The organism is Geodermatophilus sp. CPCC 205506, from assembly GCF_051383635.1.
Lineage (GTDB): Bacteria > Actinomycetota > Actinomycetes > Mycobacteriales > Geodermatophilaceae > Geodermatophilus.
The window spans coordinates 153,539-170,075 of record NZ_JALPKP010000003.1 but is presented as its reverse complement, the minus strand read 5'-3'; the positions used below and the strand labels follow the sequence as shown (position 1 = coordinate 170,075).

Sequence of the window (16,537 nt, the reverse complement as noted above, 5' to 3'; positions counted from 1 at the left end):
AGGGTCGCCACCACCCGCCGAAGCTCGAAGCAGGCGCGCCGAGGTCATTCAGAAACGATCTTTTAGGAGCTCCAGCCCTGGGGGCAGTCCTAGACGAGTAAGTCCTAACGGCCGAGAGTCACAGGCCTGTAGTTCGGGACGGAGGGTGCTCAGGTTCGGGTTGTGACGACCGACCTATCGATGACTATCTGCGTGGTCGCGTGCGCGCCGGACGCCACCCGCGGCTGACCGACTCCGAGCTGCTCACGCTGGCCGTGGCCCAGGTGCTGCTCGGCGTGCACTCCGAGGCGCGCTGGCTGCGGCTGGTGCCCGAGGCGTTGCCCGGCGCGTTTCCCTACCTGCCCGGCCAGTCCGGCTACAACAAGCGGCTGCGCGGTGTCCTGCCGGTGCTCAAGCGGGTCATCCGGGACCTGGCCGCCGCCACCGACCTGTGGACCGATCCGGTCTGGCTGGTCGACTCCACCCCGCTTGAGTGCGCCCGCTCCCGCCCCGCCGCCCGGCGCTCGGACCTGGCCGGCGCCGCCGGCTACGGCTACTGCGCCTCGCACTCCCGCTACTTCTGGGGGCTGCGGCTGCACCTGGTCTGCACCCCGGCCGGGCTGCCGATCACCTGGGCGCTGGCGCACCCCAAGCTCGACGAACGCCAGGTGCTCATGGCCGTGCTCGACCACGACGCCTATCTGCTCACCGCCCGGCCGGGGCTGCTGCTCGCCGACAAGGGCTACGCCTGCCCCCACTTCAGACACGCCGTGCGCGACCAAAATCGCGCCTACTGGCGGACGCTCTATAGCGCACCGCTGCTGACCGCAGGCTATCCGGCGTTATTCGCCGGCCTACCTTCGTGTGAGGCTGGCAACCCCTTCGCCCTCCACCAGGAAGAACTGATGCGGTTCAAATCCGTAGACCGCGCCGACCAGTGCCGTCACGCGAACGTTATCTCCCTCGGAGAAGTCCTCGAGGGGGCTCTCGTGGCCATACCAACCGAGTTGGAACACTGGCCCGTTGTGCGTGGAGTCACCTGCATCACCGGCCATAACGTTGATCGTCGACTCGCCGTTGTGCTCCCGCGGATTGATGTAAACGTCTGCCACGAAGCCATCGAACTCGACGACCTGGACGCGGTACTTCTGGGAAAAGGCGTTCACGTTGTCACCGGTGGCAGGGCCGCTCAAGAGGGCAGCCAGTTCCGGGTTGTTCTCGACCGTCAGGACGCCCGTGTCATCGGACTCCTGGGAGTCGGCGTCGGTCTGCTCGGTGGCCGGGTCGCGCGACTGGTAGGTATACGTTCCTGCTTCGGGCTCAGTTTCCACCGGTTCCGGTGCCTGGCTCGGCGCCTCGAGGGGCCCTTCGCTCGCCACGCCTGCGGCCTGGGTGGGTGACGCGGTCGGCTCGGAGGTGTCGCCATCGCCCTGGTTTGCCACAACGAAGCCCACAATCACCGTGAGCACTACCAAGCCGCCCGACACTGCCAAAGAGAGCTGCTGCGTCGTCGGCTTCAGGTGACCGAAGGCGGGCCACTTCCTGGCGATGAACGCCGCAAGTTGCTGCCAAGGATTCGACGGCTTCACGCGCCGGAAGGTCATCTCGGTCCGCAATGCCCCCGGGCGTTTGGTGTCGAGCTCCCAGCCGGCCTTCTGCCACTTCGCGATCGTCTTGGCTCCGGTGCCGCGGATTGCTTGCACGGACTTGAACTCGTACCGCCCGTCGTCGCCCACCGTGGGGCCCCCGGGTGACATAGCCGGCTCATCGCTCGTGGACCCGTCCGGACGCATGGCCCTTCGGCCTGTGGTCCCGTGGACGATCTTCGACGACATCGCTCGCTCCTCTGGAAATCCGGCAGCATCCGGGCCACCGAGAAGCCTTCCACCGGGCTGTGCTCGACTTCGTCAGGCAGTGGACCGTGTTCGTCCCCCGCGTCTCGTGCACCGCGGCCGTAACTCGTCGGATCCTTGGCCCCACCTCGTCGAGAGGGGGCCTCCTCAAGAACATGGGTAGTTCGATTGTGTTCCGACTGCCGCGTCCCTCGCCTGAGGTCTACGGCGGTCGCCTTCCGTGCCGGGTCGGCCGGGCGCCCCTCCCTGCGATCTTGTGAGAGTTCCGCGCCCTGATGCATGGACACCACGCCGCGCACCGGGCAGCGTGCATTGAACAAGGAGGGGATGTGGCAGATCGGGGACGGATCACCCGCCGTCGGCAGCCGCGGTGGTTCGGCCGGTTGCTGTTTCCCATGGGCATCGCTGCCCTCCTGGTCGCCTGTGGTGGGGACCCGGTGCCTGCTGGCGTCCCGAACTCCTCCCTCCCCGACGCGCTGCCCGGCACGCCGGCGGAGGTGGAGGAGGCCCTCCTGACCACCGATGACCTGGGGGAGGGGTGGGTCGACCTCGGCGTGGTGCCGCTCGACGAGCGGCACTTCGAGGGTTGTCCTCAAACGGGGGTCGTCACCGGCGGGGAGGACCCTGCCCGGCTCGGCGAGGCGCAGAGCCACTACGCCGAGGGGGATCCGCCCGTTCCGAGATTCGGCGTGTCCGTCTCCCTCTGGGAGTCACCGGACGTGGCGCGCGAACGGCTGGCGATGTTGGCTTCGATTCCCTCGGAGTGCGGCTCCTTCGAGCAGGAGATGCTTGACGGGAGCACGGCCACGGTCACCATCACCGAGCGGGACGCACCGCCGCTGGGGGACGAGGGGATCGCCCATGTGCTCCAGTTCGACCAGGACGAGGGGCCGACAATTCTGCGGGACGTGCGTACCGTCCGGATCGGGGACGCATTGGTGCTGACCGATGGGCCCGACCTGGCCGAGGGCGATCCGGAGCTTGACCGGCAGCGGGAGCACTTCGACGACCTCACCAGCCAGGCGGTCGAAAAGGCGACCCGGATCCTGTCGGACTGACGGCCCAGTCCAGGGGCGGCGGCGGGGCCGAAGCGACGATCTGTGTAGTAGCCGCAGTCTTCCATCTGACCTGCACCTACCCGCAGGACAGCCATCCAGGGAGTCAGGGAACCGCGGCTGGGACCTCAGGGGCAGATGGCTTCCGATGGCCGGCCCGTCGCCGACTCGACCGCCGCTATCGCCGCGGAGCCTTGGGTGTCCATCAACATCCAACCGATTCCCGACAGCACTCGACCGTCGGCGGAGAGTCCAGGGACAGTCGCGGAGCCACAGCCAACCGGATTGCTGCGGTGAACAGCAAGGCGCCGCTTGGAGGCGGCCCGCGACTCGACGTAGAAGGTGAGGTGACCACCCTTGACGTCGCACCCGCCAACGGGCGGGCTGTTGGTGTTCATATTGCAAGGGACGCCGACTCCGGTGAGGGCCGCCGCGAGGTCCTCCACGGTGGAGTAGGTGCTCTCGGCGCTCAGTGCCGTGGGCGGTGCGCCGTCGGCTACGGGACCTTGGGAACCGGGCGCTGCTTCATGCCCCTCGTCACACGCGGTGAGGGCAAGTAGGCAAGCGACGGATGTGGACAGGACGCTGCGGCGCAACTGGTTCTCCCGGGGGTACTCGCTCCTGCGGTTCTCTAGGAGAGCATCGGCATGGCAGGGACCTTTCTGAGCCGAATACTGATCGGTCAGCCGCGACCTGTGTACTAGAGGTGCCTTCTGCTCCCATAAGCGTTACTGTTGCACATGTGCAGGCTGCGGTTTATCTCCGCCAGTCGCTCGACCGCGACGGGTCGGGCCTCGCCGTGGCGCGCCAGCGCGAGGACTGCCTGATGCTTTGCGCTAACCGCGGCTGGAAGCCTGTCGAGTACGTCGACAATGACACCTCGGCGGCAAGCGGCAGAACGCGACCCGCCTACGCCCGGCTGCTCGCCGACGTCGCCGCCGGCCACATCCAGGCTGTCGTCGCCTGGGACCTCGACCGACTGCACCGGCGGCCCGTCGAACTTGAGCACTTCATTGACCTTGCCGACCGGCACCGAATCGCGCTCGCTACAGTCGGGGGAGACGCGGACCTGTCCACCGACAACGGTCGGCTGTTCGCTCGCATCAAGGGTGTTGTCGCCCGCGGGGAGATCGAGCGAAAGTCGGCTCGGCAGAAGCGGGCCAACCTGCAGCGCGCCCAGCTGGGCCGACCTCGAGCCGGCGGGCGTCGAGCGGTCGGCTACGAGCGATCCGGCATGGAGGTACGCCAGGCAGAGGCGCGGTTCATTCGCGACGGCTACGCCATGCTGCTCGGCGGGGCGAGCCTCCGGGGAATCGCCGGACAGTGGAACGGCGCGGGCTTCACCACCGCGCTAGGGCAGCCCTGGCGGCCTGACGCGGTGCGCTATGTCCTCCGCAACCCCCGCTACGCCGGCCTCGTCGTCCATCTCGGGGAGGAGGTAGCCGCCGGCACGTGGCCGGCCATCGTCCCGGAGCACACCTACCGGGCCGCCGTGGCCCTGCTCAACGATCCGTCACGGCGGACGACCCGGACCAACGCCCGTCGCTACCTCCTCGCGGGTCTGGCGCTTTGCTCCTGCGGCGCCCCGGTCATCACCTGACGCACGCAGCACGGTCAGCGGACATACCGCTGCGGGCAGAACCGCGGACAACTGTCCCGGGCGGCACAACCTATCGACGACTTCGTGGCAGCGCTGGTGATCTCCCGGCTATCTCAGCCTGACGCGGCCGACCTGCTGCTCGTTGACGACGGTCCTGACCTGGGAGCCCTGCGCGAGGAGGCAGCGGCGCTGCGAGCAAGGCTGGGCGAGTTGGCCGACCTCTTCGCCGATGGGGTCATCACAGGTGTCCAGTTGGCCAGGGGCACTGACCGGGCCCGCAAGGCGCTGCTGGCGGTCGAGGAACAGTTGGCGGACGCCGGCCGGGTGTCCGCTCTCGGTGACCTCGTCACAGCCGGCGATGTTCAGAGCGTCTGGGACGGCCTCGACCTCGACCGCAGGCGTGCCGTGATCGATGCGCTGATGGGCATCACGCTGCACCCTCCTGGCAGGGGGGCTCGCACCTTTCGACCGGAGACGGTTGAGGTGGCATGGCGATGAGCCAGATCTACTTTTTGGTTGTCGACCGCCGCTGGTTCTCATCGATTCGTGCCACTGACCTGCGAAGACGGCGTCGATGGTCATTGATACTGAAGGGGACCTATCGGACCTATTGCGGACCAGCTGCGGACCGGAACCACGGCCAGGGCGTCTCCCACGAGGTCAACCTCGGCTGGCACCCCAAGGCCGAGGACCTGCTCTGGCGGCCGGACCTGCAGCAGCCCAAGCGCAGCCAGAACGGCCAGTGGAACGTGCGGTACCGCAACGACGTCAAGCGGGCCGGCGTCGAGCGGCTGCAGGAGCTCATCGCCCACCACGCCCAGTGGCTGCGCATCCGCTACGCCTTCTGAGCCACTCTCAGAGCAGCGGGCCGACGGTCTGCCCGAGCCAGGTCGCGAAGGTCTGCAAGGGCTGCACGAGACCGCCCGCTGCTGTCGTCAGCGCGCCCGCGGACGTCAGCAGTTCGGTGAGTCGCTGCACCTTGCCGGCGACTCGGGGCCGGTCGGGGTCGGCGCGCTGCACCTCCGTGCCGATGTCCTGTACGACCTCGTCGACCGCCGCCCTCGTAGATGGCGGCAGGGAGGTTCGCCCGAGCGCGAGTTCGAGGTCGTGCGCGGCCTGGCGGAGCGCCGGGACGTGGACGTGCTGGTGCACCTGCGGCCCGATGTACTGGACGCCCTCGACGACGGTGACATTGACACCGTGCAGGTTGTGGATCGTGACCACAGGCCCTCCTCATCAGTAGTTCCCCGCGCCGATGCGTGGCACGGGCAGTCGCTGCTCGATTCGGGACAGCCGGGCGGTCGCCACCACGTGCAGGACCAGGCCCAGGAGGAGCAGCAGGATCCCGACGAAGACACTGCCGAAACCGAGGACGAGGACGGGCACGCCGGCCACCTCGCGGCTGAAGACGTCGACCGCGGCGGGGTCCGGCCGGCCGCCCGACGACACGGCGCTGAATACGGCCTCGAGAAACCGCAGGCCGCTGGTGAACACCGCCGTGAAGCCCGACACGAAGAGGAGCAGGCCCGGCCACGCGAGCCAGCGGGCCCACGTCCGCGTTGCCGCGACGTCACGCAGGAAACTTCGTCGCTGGTCGAGCACCTGCTGGACGTGCTGGATGTACTGCACGCCCTCCACAACGTTCACGTCGTGGCCCCTGATGGTCCCGATGACCAGGTTCGGTGGGGCCAGGTGTGGTCCTGCCATGGGTGCTCCTCCTGCCAGTGGGCCGGTCCCCTCCGTAGGCCGGCCGGGCGACGGGTCCTCCCAGCGGACGTTGGTGGACCCGAAGGTCATGACGTCGCCGTCGTGGAGATCGGCAGGCGCGGACAGCCGGACGCCGCGCAGCACGGTGCCGTTCGTGGAGTCCAGGTCGTGCACCGTCCACCCGCGACCGGACCTGACCACCTGGGCGTGTCGGCGGCTCACGTCGCGGTCGTGGAGCACGAGGTCGCAGTGCGGGTCCCGGCCCACGAGGACCCGGTCGGAGCCGACCGCCACCCCGCCCATGGGCCGGCCGGCGGCGTCCAGCGGGACGAGTCGCGCCGTCGTCGTCATCACCACGGGCCCCCACCTCCGGTCCCCCTGGCGGCTCCGCTGGGGCGGACAGTAGGCAGCCGGCCGGAGCCGGCCCAGAGCCCTCGGTCCCTCCGCCTGCTGTCATGGCGCGCGGACGCGCGTGCACCCGGGCGGGCCGGGTCGGTGATCACCCGATTGGTGCCTGAACGGGAGCACTACGGGTGACGGAGTGGCAAGGGTGGTGGTCGTCGGCGCCGCTGGGGACGGCGGACCCGGATCGTGAGCTCCGTCGGCGGACAGGGTGAGCATCGCGTCAACCGGAACCACCCAGCGGGGGCGGCGGGCAGCCTGAGGGCTCACATGAACGCGGCGGACCGGAATCGGCCCAAATCGTTCGCCGTTAGCGACTTAATGCGGCAGGCGTCGGCCAATAGCATCACTGACGAGTGAATGTCGATGATCGTCAAGGTCCGCAACGGTCATGGTGGACCGACAACCATAAGGCCAGCCATCATGCTCCCACCAACGGCGGCACCGCCGAAGGGGATGCTGGCCATGCGGGTGCGTACAAATCCCCACATCCAGTACAGCGTTAGAGCAGAGGCGTCGAAACCTCCCACAGGGGAGGCAATCGTTCCTGTCGTAAGGGTAACTGGCGCGCCGGAGAACCAGTCGAAGTCAACCATGAGGGTAGATCGAATTCGCCGTCATCAAAGAGCTCCATACCCACACTTCCAGTAGTAGAGAAGGGGATACTAACGCCCAGGTCCACCCCGGCGATGTAAAGCTGAATGGACCGACGCTGACCGGTTGTGCGTTTCGTGAGGGTTCCTGCCTGAACCTGCGCTCCAATTGGGATTTTGAAGACATCCCCCCCCGCCGCCTGCGCTCGCTACTAGGTCGATCTTCCAAGCCGCCGTCACTTGAGGGCCGGTGGATATACGCGGAGGCTCCGCCAATGGCTGTTTCCAATCGAAGACAATCTCAACACTCCGATTCAGCGGCTCTTCTTGCCCCGGCGCAGGCTGAAGGGGTAAGCGATCGCCCTCAGAGCGCCCATCGGGAAGGCGAAGCGAAGACACACCTAAGTCCACCAGCTGAGCTCGGACGGACTGTGCACGCACATACCCCAAGGATTCATTGAGCGCCTCTCCTCCGGTTTGGCTCGCCCTTCCCACGATATCCAAGACCAGGCCGTCGAGTTGCGGGTCGAGCAAGTAATCCTCGACGAGCTGCCTGACGCGCTCTCGATGATCGTCATCGAGCTCGGCGCCGAGCACCGGAAAGTCGTAAACGATTAGATGTGCCGCCCGCCGCTGATTGACCGGGGACACACCATTTACGACGCTCTGCAGCCACCTGAGACTCGCCACCAGTGGCTGTTGATCAGCTCGCATCGGCTTCTCCTATTGGGGATTCTCATAGGCGTAACGGGCCTGCAGCACTCCCCTGTCGTTTACGACGTGCACCGAATCCCCGGCAACCTTCCAAACTGCCCCTGATCGCCCCCAATAGACATCGCGGCGCGTGTTCGCGCGTGGATCTCCCCCGGTGTGTAAAAACAATCGCTGGCCCGCTCTAATCGTGACATCGCCGAATGCGTAGCACTCCTGGCCAAGATGATCCAGTACCCGACCGCATCCGCGACACGCTGCTCGCCCTCTGGGACGGCGAACGCGACGCCGCCCGCCAGGCCGCGCGGGTGGTGCGCGACGGCCCGGGCCGACTCGGGCTCCGGCGCGGCGCGGTGGCGCGCGCCGGCGAGCAGCTCACCGACTGGGCCGACCGCTGGCGCCCGCACCTGCCCTCCCTGCCCACCGACCCGAAGGACCTCGCGCAGGTTGCCGACTGGTTCGACGACCGCCCCGCCCTGTGGAGGTCGCTCAACAGCTCCGCACGCCAGGCCGGCGACCACGCTCACCCCGAACACGTCGCTCTGTGCGCGGCCGCCGACGCCGCCCAAGACGCGGCAGAGCAGGCCCGACGCGCCCTGGCCGAGGCCGGCCGCCGCCGCGATGAGCGGCTCGACACGTTCGGGCCCGTGGCCTGGATCCCCGATCCGGCCGGCCGACTCGCCGACCTCCAGCGCGACATCGCCACCACCCGCCAGGAGCTGACCGACGCCCGGGCGCGCATCACGACCCTCACCGCCGAGCCGGCCCTCCTCGCCCAGCCGCCCGACCGGCTCAGCCAGGAACGTGAGGCCTGGCGCACGCGGCGCCCGATCGACGCCGACCAGCGGGCATCGACGAGTCCGTGGCCAACCGGCCCGGTCCCGGCCGTTGCACGCCCCGACACCGAGCGCCTCGGGCCGTCCCTCGCCAGTGGGGGCGCCGCCCCGGGCGTCGGGAGACGAAGAGGCTCCATCGCTGCCAGGTGACGCCCCTGGGGCGCCACTACAGGAGAACGACAGGAGACAGTGAGCCATACCCAGTAGCCGGAGACTGGCAGGTCTGGGACACGCCGACGGCGGTCAGATGACAGGAGACGGCGCAGGACCTTGTTAGGAGGGAAGTCCTCTCACAGATCGTCTTCTCCACCCAGGGTCGTAGGCGTGTCCGATCTTGTCACCTACAGAGACCTCACCGTGGAGGTTGCGGGGTCTGCGGGTAACCCCCTGAGGCAGACGCGGTCCCGCCCGCCCTGCTCGTAACCGTTGGATCCTTCTGCGGGCCTCGGCCCCGCGGTGGGGCCGGCGCATCGGCCTCAGCGTGGCCGCCTCAGCGCGGCTGTCTCGTCTCGGCGGCGTTGCTCGGGCCGTGTCCCTGGTCGGCAGTCGCGGCGGGTACGGGCGCCACGTCGGCGAGTAGCCGCCGGCCCTCCTCCTCGAGGTCCAGGGGGGAGTTGGCGAAGCGCAGGGTCACGGCGGAGGCCGCGCCGGTCATCTCGTCCAGCGTCCGGTGGTCGATGTTGCTGAGGTCGTCGCACGACGCGTGGTAGCAGAAGTCGTAGCCGATGCCGGCCCGGCCGCCGAACAGCGCGGCCTGTTCCACGGTCTTGATCCCCTCGGCGCCGGTGAAGAGCCCGCCGGAGGCAATGCCCTCGGCGATGAACGGCCCGTAGTCGCTGCGGCCGCTGAACTCGGTCTCGCCCGAGGCCAGGCCCAGGGAGCCGAAGTGCTCGTGGAAGGCCGCCTCTATCACGGCCGAGCCGGCCGGGGCGGGCACCGAGCCGTCGTCCGGGCCGAACGCCGAGGCGTCGCCGTCGTAGACGAAGCGGCCGTGGTTCGGGGAGCCGATCATGTCGAAGTTCAGGTACAGCGCGACGTTCGCGAGCGTCGCGGGATCGTTGGTCTTGAGGTCGGCGACGTAGTGGCGGGACCCGAGCAGGCCGAACTCCTCCGCGCCCCACCAGGCGAAGCGCACGGCGTTGGCGGTCTCCGTGCCCGCGAGCACCTCGGCGATGGCTAGGATCCCCGCGGAGCCGGAGGCGTTGTCGTTGATCCCTGGGCCCTGCGGGACGCTGTCCAGGTGCGCGCCGACCATGACCGTGCGCGCCGGGTCACCCGAGCGGGTCTCGGCGAGGACGTTGAAGGTCTCCCGGCTCTCGGAGACGGTCTGCGTGCTGACCGTCACCTCGCCCCCGCCCAGCAGGGCGACCCCGGCGGCGTAGCTCAGGCCGACCACGGGGACGGTCGTCACCCCCGGTTCGCCCAGGGTGCCGGCGACCGCCCCCTCCGCCCCGGGCAGTCCCGTGTTGAAGATCAGCACCGCGGACGCCCCGGCGGCCGCCGCGTTGGCGGCCTTCACCCTGAAGGCGCACGTGCCCCGCTGGAGCAGTGCGATGTTCCCCGGCACGAAGTCGGCGAAGTCCCCGGCCTCGCACCCGCTGGTGCTCGCGGCCTTCTCGCCGGTCGTTCCCACCGCCTGCACCGGTGCCGTCACGGTCCCGGAGCCGGAATAGGTCATGACCGCGACGTCCTCGGCGGCTAGCGGCCTGCCGCCCGCGCTGACCGTGGCCGGGCTGACCTCCTGGAAGAATGGGAAGGAGAATTTCTGGACCCGCGGGGCGTAGCCGGCGGCCCTCAGCCTGCCGACCACGTAGTCGACGCTGCCCCGGTAGCCGGACGTGCCCGAGGCCCGGTTGCCGTTGTTGGCGTTGGCGATGGCCTGGAACACCTGGAGGTGCTCCAGCACCTTCCCGGGAGGCACGTCCGCCGCGGTCACAGCGACCACTCCGGCGCGGTCGGCTTCGCAGCGGCGGGCACGTCTTCGGCGCTCCCGGCGCCGGTGCCCAACAGCACGAGGGCCGCTGCGGCGGCCACGGTCCGGTGGTGATGGGTGCGGTGGCGCATGGGATCTCCCGAGGCAGGGGCCGATCGGGGGCCCGACCGGCACGGATCGCGCTCGGGAATTCTAGCCGCGGGGATGACCCGGGTCAGTCGGATAAGGCTGGCTGCGAAGTGTCACCACCGGGCCGGAAATAGCGCCTTCTGTGGTGAAGGCACCGCCCATCGCCGACGACCCCCGGGAGCCAGCCATGCCCGACCCCACCGCCGACCACGAGCCCGAGTCGCTCACCATCACCGAGGCCGCGGACGTGCTCCGCGCGCCCGTCGCCACCCTCCGGTACTGGCGACACCTCGGAACCGGCCGGAACAGCTTCCGACTCGGTCGGCGCGTCCTCTACCGCCGCGCCGACCTACGAGCCTGGATCGACGCACACGCAAACCACGTCAGCCGAGGCCACCCCTGATCAGCCGGTCTGTGCTCAACAGAGGGCAACCAGTTGGGCTGATGGCCTTTCAGTCGGTGGAGACTCGCACACTGCAGCGGCCGGGCCCCGGAGCTGATGACGGAGGGAGGCGATGCGCGGTGGCGTCGATCGCGAAGAGGCCTGATGGAACGTATCGGCCTCGGTACCGGGACGAAAACGGCAAGGAGCACGCTCGCCACTTCAAGCGAAAGGCCGACGCCCAGCGGTGGCTCGACGAAGTGACGGCCTCGGTGGTCACCGGCAGCTACGTGGATCCGCAAGCCGGCCGGACGACGTTCGACGCGTACTTCCGAGCCTGGGCGGAGCGGCAGGTGTGGGCGCCCATGACCGAGGTGTCGATGGACCTGGCTCGGCGCAAGGTCACCTTCGGGTCGATCCCTATCGCGTCGCTGCGGGCCTCGCACCTCGAGACTTGGGTGAAAGCGATGGTGGCCGCCGGCTACGCGCCCAACACCGTGGCCACCCGGGTGAACGCCGTCCGGGCGGTCCTCAAGTCCGCCGTGCGGGATCGGGTCATCGCCGTTGACCCCTCCGCCGGCCTCCGGCTGCCTGCTCGACGACGGGCAAAGCACGCGATGGAGGTCCCGACACCGGACCAGATACGAGCACTGGTCGACCGCTCGCGTCCCAACATGCAGGCCTACCTGGGCGTGTGCGCCTTCGCCGGCCTGCGCTTGGGCGAGGCCTCCGGGCTCAATCGGGAGGACGTCGACTTCCTCCGGAGGCGGCTGCACGTGCGCCGGCAGGTGCAGCGTCGGCGGGGTGGCCCCGCCGAACTGCGACAGCCCAAGTACGGATCGGAGCGGATGATCTATCTGCCCGACCGGCTGGTCGAGATGCTCGCCCGACATGTCGAGCGCATCGGGACCGCGACGGAGGGCTGGCTCTTCCACACCGCCGACGGACGTCCCCTTCCGCCCAGCACCGTCAACTCGTGGTGGCAGTCCACCGTCCGGGCTGCCGGCACGCCGGGCCTGCACCTGCACGGGCTGCGGCACTTCTACGCCTCCGGCCTGATCGCCGCCGGCTGCGACGTGGTGACCGTGCAGCGGGCGCTGGGTCACCGGTCACCGTCGACGACTCTGGACACCTACTCCCACCTGTGGCCGTCCGCGGAGGACCGGACCCGGGCGGGCGCGGCCGGCCTGACGGAGCTGGTTCTCGGCGATGCTGCGGACTCAGTGCGGACCGATGACCAGCATTAGGCCTCCGACCTGCGGGTTTAGGGAGGTTAGCTCGTTGACCCATATCTCCTCGACCTCGGGGTCGTCGAGGTAGCGCTGCAACGGACCGAACCCGGCCACCCGGTCCAGCACGTCCCGGACCACCGACTCCGCGTCCCCGATCGGCGGCAGCGCCGAGGACAGCGACCGCTCCGAGTAGTCCGCGACAACGTCGCGCACCAGCAGCCGCACGGGCGCGGGGTCGCTGAACGGGTCCAGCCCACGACGGCGGATCAGCTCCCGCACCTCGCCGTCGACGACCTCCAGCGCACTGGTCGCAGCCGGCACGGCACCCCCGTCGTCTCACCTGGTCAGGACGACGGACTGTAAGAGAACTGGAGCGTCCGCGGGGCGCCGATCGGAGGTCTGTGGACGACGCCACGCGAACGCCACCCGGTCGGGCGACAGGCACCGTCGGGCTCGGCCACCCGGCGGTCACGGAGTGTGTGCGCGGACGGGCCGTCCACCGCCCAGCGCCCCTCGCCGTCCGTGGTGGGTCCGCCGGTCCGGATGCTGCCCGCTGAGCGGCCGCGCACATGCGCCCACCGTGGCAGGAGATGTCGTCCCCCGACCTCACAATCGCGAGGTCCAGGGCGTCTACCCGGTATGGAGACGTTGACGATGAGCAGGACGCACACTGTCGTGCCCTCGCCGATCGGTCCGCTGACGGTGGTCCGGGAGGGCGGGGACCTGGTCCGGCTGGCCATGTCGCCGCCCGGGCTCTTCGTGGACGCCGAGCTGGGCGAGCGCACCGACGAGGGGTTCGCCGACGTCGTCCGGCAGTTGGGCGAGTACTTCGCCGGCGGGCGGACGGCGTTCGACCTGCCGCTGCGGCCGCTCGGCAGCCCGTTCGAGCTGGCCGTGTGGGAGCAGCTGACCCGCATCCCCTACGGCGAGACCCGCTCCTACGGGTTCGTGGCGAAGGCTGTCGGCGAGCCGGGCGGCGCGCAGGCGGTCGGCGCCGCCAACGGCCGCAACCCGCTGGCGATCGTCGTCCCCTGCCACCGGGTGATCGGCGCCGACGGCACCCTGGTCGGCTTCGGCGGCGGGCTGCCGCGCAAGCGGTTCCTGCTCGACCTGGAGCAGCGCGACAGCCGGCTGTTCTGACGTGCGGCTGGAACCGTTCGACACGGTCGTGCGGCGGCACGGGCCGGCGGTGCTGCGGATCTGCCGCGCCGTCGTCGGCCCGGACGCCGCCGACGACGCCTGGTCGGAGACGTTCCTCGCCGCGCTGCGCGCCTATCCGGAGCTGCCGCCGGGCAGCAACGTCGAGGCCTGGCTGATGACCATCGCCCGCCGCAAGGCCGTCGACCAGCTGCGGGCCGCCGCGCGCCGCGCCGTCCCCGTCGCCGACCTGCCCGAGGTGCCGAGCGCGCTGGGGCTCCCCGGCGCCGCGGACGGCGAGCTGTGGGCGGCGCTCGCCGCGCTGCCGGAGAAGCAGCGGCAGACCGTCGCCTACCACCACCTGGCCGGCCTGCCCTACGCCGAGATCGCCGCCCTCGTCGGCGGCACCCCCGAGGCTGCGCGCCGCGCGGCCGCCGACGGCATCGCGGCGCTGCGCCGCACCTACCGAGAGCCGACCGATGACTCCTGACCTCAACCGGCTGGCCGCGCGGCTGGCCCTGGCCGCCGACGAGGCGGGCCTGCTCGACGTCGCCTTCACCACCGTCGCCTCCCCGGTCGGCCCGCTGCTGCTGGCCGCCACCGAGCAGGGGCTGGTCCGCCTCGCCTACGCGGCCGAGGACCACGACACCGTCCTGCAGTCCCTCGCCGACCGGATCAGCCCGCGGGTGCTGCACGCCCCCGCCCGGCTCGCCCCCGCCGCCCGGCAGCTCGAGGAGTACTTCGCCGGGCACCGGACGTCCTTCGACCTGCCGCTGGACCTGCGGCTGTCGTCCGGCTTCCGCCGCGACGTCCTCGACCGGCTTCGCGACGTCGCCTACGGCACGACGGCCAGCTACGCGACGCTCGCCGCCGCCGCCGGCAGCCCCCGCGCCGTCCGGGCGGTGGGCTCGGCGTGCGCGACCAACCCGCTGCCGGTCGTCGTCCCCTGCCACCGGGTGGTGCGCAGCGACGGCGCCCTCGGCGGTTACGTCGGCGGCGCCGAGGCCAAGCGGACGCTGCTCACCCTGGAGGCGGCGGCATGAGGGACCGCGTGGACGCCCTCGACTGGGGCACGCTGACCGCGGAGGTCGACGAGGCCGGCAGCGCGCAGACCGCGCCGCTGCTCACGCCGGACGAGTGCCGCGAGATCACCGCGCTGTACGACGACGCCGACCGGTTCCGCTCGACGATCGACATGGCGCGCTACCGGTTCGGCAGCGGGCAGTACCGCTACTTCGACCACCCGCTGCCCGACGTCGTCGCCGGCCTGCGCGCGGCGTTCTACCCGCACCTGGTGCCGATCGCGCGGGAGTGGGCGACGCGGCTGGGCCGGCCGGCGCCCTGGCCGGACACGCTCGACGAGTGGCTGGCGCAGTGCCACGACGCCGGGCAGGCGAGGCCGACGCCGATCCTGCTGCGGTACGGCACCGGCGACTGGAACGCGCTGCACCGCGACCTCTACGGCGACCTCGTCTTCCCGCTGCAGGTGGTCGTCGGCCTCGACGAGCCGGGGGTCGACCACACCGGCGGCGAGTTCCTCACCGTGGAGCAGCGGCCGCGGGCGCAGTCCCGCGGCTACGCCGCCACGCTGCGGCAGGGCTGCGGGATAATCTTTCCCACCCGCGAGCGGCCGGTGCGCTCGGCGCGCGGCTGGTCGGCCGCGCCGATGCGGCACGGGGTCAGCACGGTGCGCACCGGCGTCCGGCACACCCTCGGCCTCGTCTTCCACAACGCGGCGTAGCGCGCGCCGCTCGGTCGGGCGGCATCGACGGCTGAACGAGCCGCTCGGGGTCGAGGTCTGGTGGCGGGAGCTCGTGCTCTGCCCAGCATGGTGGGCAGAGCACGAGCATCCGCAGACCAGGTGGTCCGGCGGCGCGGACAAACGCCGGCGGCTCGTGCTCTGCGTCCCCCTCACACACAGAGTCCGAGCCGCCGAAGGCGGCCATACCCGCGACGGCCGGAGTGAACGCACCGGGTCACCCGGCCCGGGCCGCCCGGCGCCACTCCTGCGGCGGAACGCCGTGCGCGGCGCGGAAGCGCCGGGTCAGGTAGCCCGCGTCGGCGTACCCGACCCGCCCGGCGACCGCCTGCACGGTCAGCTCCGTCTCGGAGAGCAGGCGGCGCGCCTCGGCCAGGCGTCGCTCGGTGATCCACTGCTGCACGGTCCGGCCGGTGCGCCGGCCGACCACGGTGGTCAGGTGCCCGGCGGTCAGCCCGACCGCGTCAGCGACCTCCCGGAGCGAGATGGGCTCGGCGAAGCGCCGCTCGATGAGGTCGAAGACCGCGGCCAGCAACGGCTCGTCCCGGAGCCGCAGGTGCCCGGGGACGTCGGTCGCCAGCCGGGCGAGGTCGACGAGCAGCAGGGTCAGGTGCGCCAGAGCCGCCTCGGCCGAGCCCTCCCGGCGCTCCCGCAGCTCACGGTCCAGGTCGGCGAAGTGCCGCGCCCAGGCCCCTCGCTCGTCCTCCGGCACGGTGAGCCGCTGCACGCCGCCGGCCCGCCGCCCGACGAAGGGGAACAGCAGCGGGTGCGCCCGCCACGACCCGAAGGTGCCGGGGCTCTGCCGCTCGACCGCGTCCGGCGGGAAGAACGCCGTCCACACCGCGACCTCCGCGGTGTCGGCGTCCCACTCCGGCGCGACCACCTCCCCCGGCGCGACGACGACCAGGTCCCCCTCCGACACCGCCCACCAGCGACCGTCCAGCCGGAGCCGGCCGGATCCCCGCTCGACGTAGCCGAGCACGATGAAGTCGTGCGCATGGGCCTGGTGCGGCCAGCCCTCGGAGTGGCCGGGGTGGCCACCCTCGAACCGGGCGACCGCCACCGGGGGGACGCCGGCCGTCCGCGCGTACCCGTACACCGGCGCACCGTCGACGCGGCGACCCGTGACCAGCCGGCCGACCGGCGGCGCACCGGAAGATGGTCCCGGTCCGCCCGAGCTCCCGCCATTGTCCCCGCTCATGACGCGGCCGAGAGTAGTGGCAGCAGAA

The 16,537-nt window shown here is 70.7% G+C and carries 18 protein-coding genes and 1 pseudogene; 12 read left to right on the top strand and 7 right to left on the bottom strand.

From position 1 onward, the window contains the following. Positions 1–176: 176 nt before the first annotated feature. Positions 177–755: pseudogene (locus tag MY520_RS03170) on the top strand (transposase); the annotation flags it as partial. A 78-nt stretch (positions 756–833) separates the two neighbouring features. Here MY520_RS03170 and MY520_RS03165 read toward each other — a convergent pair. Next, positions 834–1,583, bottom strand: a complete 750-nt coding sequence (locus tag MY520_RS03165; protein ID WP_436690012.1) for a DUF4839 domain-containing protein — start codon at positions 1,581–1,583, stop codon at positions 834–836. A 746-nt stretch (positions 1,584–2,329) separates the two neighbouring features. Here MY520_RS03165 and MY520_RS03160 point away from each other — a divergent pair. From MY520_RS03160 to MY520_RS03145, 4 genes are all read left to right on the top strand, one after another. Continuing rightward, positions 2,330–2,890, top strand: a complete 561-nt coding sequence (locus MY520_RS03160) for a hypothetical protein (RefSeq protein ID WP_436690002.1) — start codon at positions 2,330–2,332, stop codon at positions 2,888–2,890. 739 nt (positions 2,891–3,629) lie between these two features. Continuing rightward, positions 3,630–4,487: a recombinase family protein gene (locus MY520_RS03155; protein ID WP_436690000.1), complete on the top strand. Its 858-nt coding sequence runs from the start codon at positions 3,630–3,632 to the stop codon at positions 4,485–4,487. An 84-nt stretch (positions 4,488–4,571) separates the two neighbouring features. After that, positions 4,572–4,985, top strand: coding sequence for a hypothetical protein (locus MY520_RS03150; RefSeq protein WP_436689998.1), 414 nt, complete (start codon positions 4,572–4,574; stop codon positions 4,983–4,985). Between the two features lie 83 nt (positions 4,986–5,068). Continuing rightward, positions 5,069–5,335 carry a hypothetical protein gene (locus MY520_RS03145; protein WP_436689996.1) on the top strand — a complete coding sequence of 89 codons (267 nt, stop codon included), beginning with the start codon at positions 5,069–5,071 and terminating at the stop codon, positions 5,333–5,335. Between the two features lie 7 nt (positions 5,336–5,342). Here the strand turns inward: MY520_RS03145 and MY520_RS03140 are convergent, their stop codons facing one another. Continuing rightward, a complete protein-coding gene (locus MY520_RS03140) occupies positions 5,343–5,711 on the bottom strand; it encodes a hypothetical protein (protein ID WP_436689994.1) in 369 nt (122 codons plus the stop codon). A 12-nt stretch (positions 5,712–5,723) separates the two neighbouring features. Continuing rightward, entirely contained in the window at positions 5,724–6,545 is an 822-nt protein-coding gene (locus tag MY520_RS03135) for an FHA domain-containing protein (RefSeq protein WP_436690010.1), read from the bottom strand. A gap of 1,558 nt (positions 6,546–8,103) precedes the next feature. On the opposite strand from MY520_RS03135, the gene MY520_RS03130 reads away from it, so the two are divergent. Further along, a complete protein-coding gene (locus MY520_RS03130; protein WP_436689992.1) occupies positions 8,104–8,886 on the top strand; it encodes a hypothetical protein in 783 nt (260 codons plus the stop codon). A gap of 340 nt (positions 8,887–9,226) precedes the next feature. Here the strand turns inward: MY520_RS03130 and MY520_RS03125 are convergent, their stop codons facing one another. Next, positions 9,227–10,657, bottom strand: coding sequence for a M28 family peptidase (locus tag MY520_RS03125; RefSeq protein ID WP_436689990.1), 1,431 nt, complete (start codon positions 10,655–10,657; stop codon positions 9,227–9,229). A gap of 11 nt (positions 10,658–10,668) precedes the next feature. After that, a complete protein-coding gene (locus MY520_RS03120) occupies positions 10,669–10,800 on the bottom strand; it encodes a hypothetical protein (RefSeq protein ID WP_436689988.1) in 132 nt (43 codons plus the stop codon). Between the two features lie 185 nt (positions 10,801–10,985). Between MY520_RS03120 and MY520_RS03115 the strand changes: the two genes are divergently transcribed. Together MY520_RS03115 and MY520_RS03110 are read left to right on the top strand one after the other, a co-directional pair. After that, the gene (locus MY520_RS03115; RefSeq protein WP_436689986.1) at positions 10,986–11,201 is read left to right on the top strand and encodes a helix-turn-helix domain-containing protein; all 216 of its coding nucleotides are present in this window, start codon (positions 10,986–10,988) and stop codon (positions 11,199–11,201) included. 119 nt (positions 11,202–11,320) lie between these two features. Further along, a complete protein-coding gene (locus MY520_RS03110; protein ID WP_436689984.1) occupies positions 11,321–12,427 on the top strand; it encodes a tyrosine-type recombinase/integrase in 1,107 nt (368 codons plus the stop codon). On the opposite strand, the gene MY520_RS03105 is transcribed toward MY520_RS03110, so the two are convergent. Next, positions 12,401–12,733 (bottom strand): hypothetical protein, encoded by a 333-nt coding sequence (locus MY520_RS03105; protein ID WP_436689982.1) that lies wholly within the window; start codon positions 12,731–12,733, stop codon positions 12,401–12,403. The two genes, MY520_RS03110 and MY520_RS03105, sit on opposite strands and share 27 nt — an antisense overlap. Before the next feature lie 333 nt (positions 12,734–13,066). Between MY520_RS03105 and MY520_RS03100 the strand changes: the two genes are divergently transcribed. From MY520_RS03100 to MY520_RS03085, 4 genes are read left to right on the top strand one after another with little or no spacing between them, the layout of a single operon-like run. Further along, positions 13,067–13,552 carry a methylated-DNA--[protein]-cysteine S-methyltransferase gene (locus MY520_RS03100; protein ID WP_436689980.1) on the top strand — a complete coding sequence of 162 codons (486 nt, stop codon included), beginning with the start codon at positions 13,067–13,069 and terminating at the stop codon, positions 13,550–13,552. A 1-nt stretch (position 13,553) separates the two neighbouring features. After that, positions 13,554–14,039, top strand: coding sequence for an RNA polymerase sigma factor (locus MY520_RS03095; RefSeq protein ID WP_436689978.1), 486 nt, complete (start codon positions 13,554–13,556; stop codon positions 14,037–14,039). Beyond that, the gene (locus tag MY520_RS03090) at positions 14,029–14,592 is read left to right on the top strand and encodes a methylated-DNA--[protein]-cysteine S-methyltransferase (protein WP_436689976.1); all 564 of its coding nucleotides are present in this window, start codon (positions 14,029–14,031) and stop codon (positions 14,590–14,592) included. The genes MY520_RS03095 and MY520_RS03090 overlap by 11 nt, the downstream gene beginning before the upstream one ends. After that, on the top strand, positions 14,589–15,290 hold the full coding sequence (locus MY520_RS03085) for a 2OG-Fe(II) oxygenase (RefSeq protein WP_436689974.1): 702 nt from the start codon (positions 14,589–14,591) through the stop codon (positions 15,288–15,290). The genes MY520_RS03090 and MY520_RS03085 overlap by 4 nt, the downstream gene beginning before the upstream one ends. Positions 15,291–15,525: 235 nt before the next feature. On the opposite strand, the gene MY520_RS03080 is transcribed toward MY520_RS03085, so the two are convergent. Further along, positions 15,526–16,509 carry a helix-turn-helix domain-containing protein gene (locus MY520_RS03080; protein WP_436689972.1) on the bottom strand — a complete coding sequence of 328 codons (984 nt, stop codon included), beginning with the start codon at positions 16,507–16,509 and terminating at the stop codon, positions 15,526–15,528. Positions 16,510–16,537: the final 28 nt, after the last annotated feature.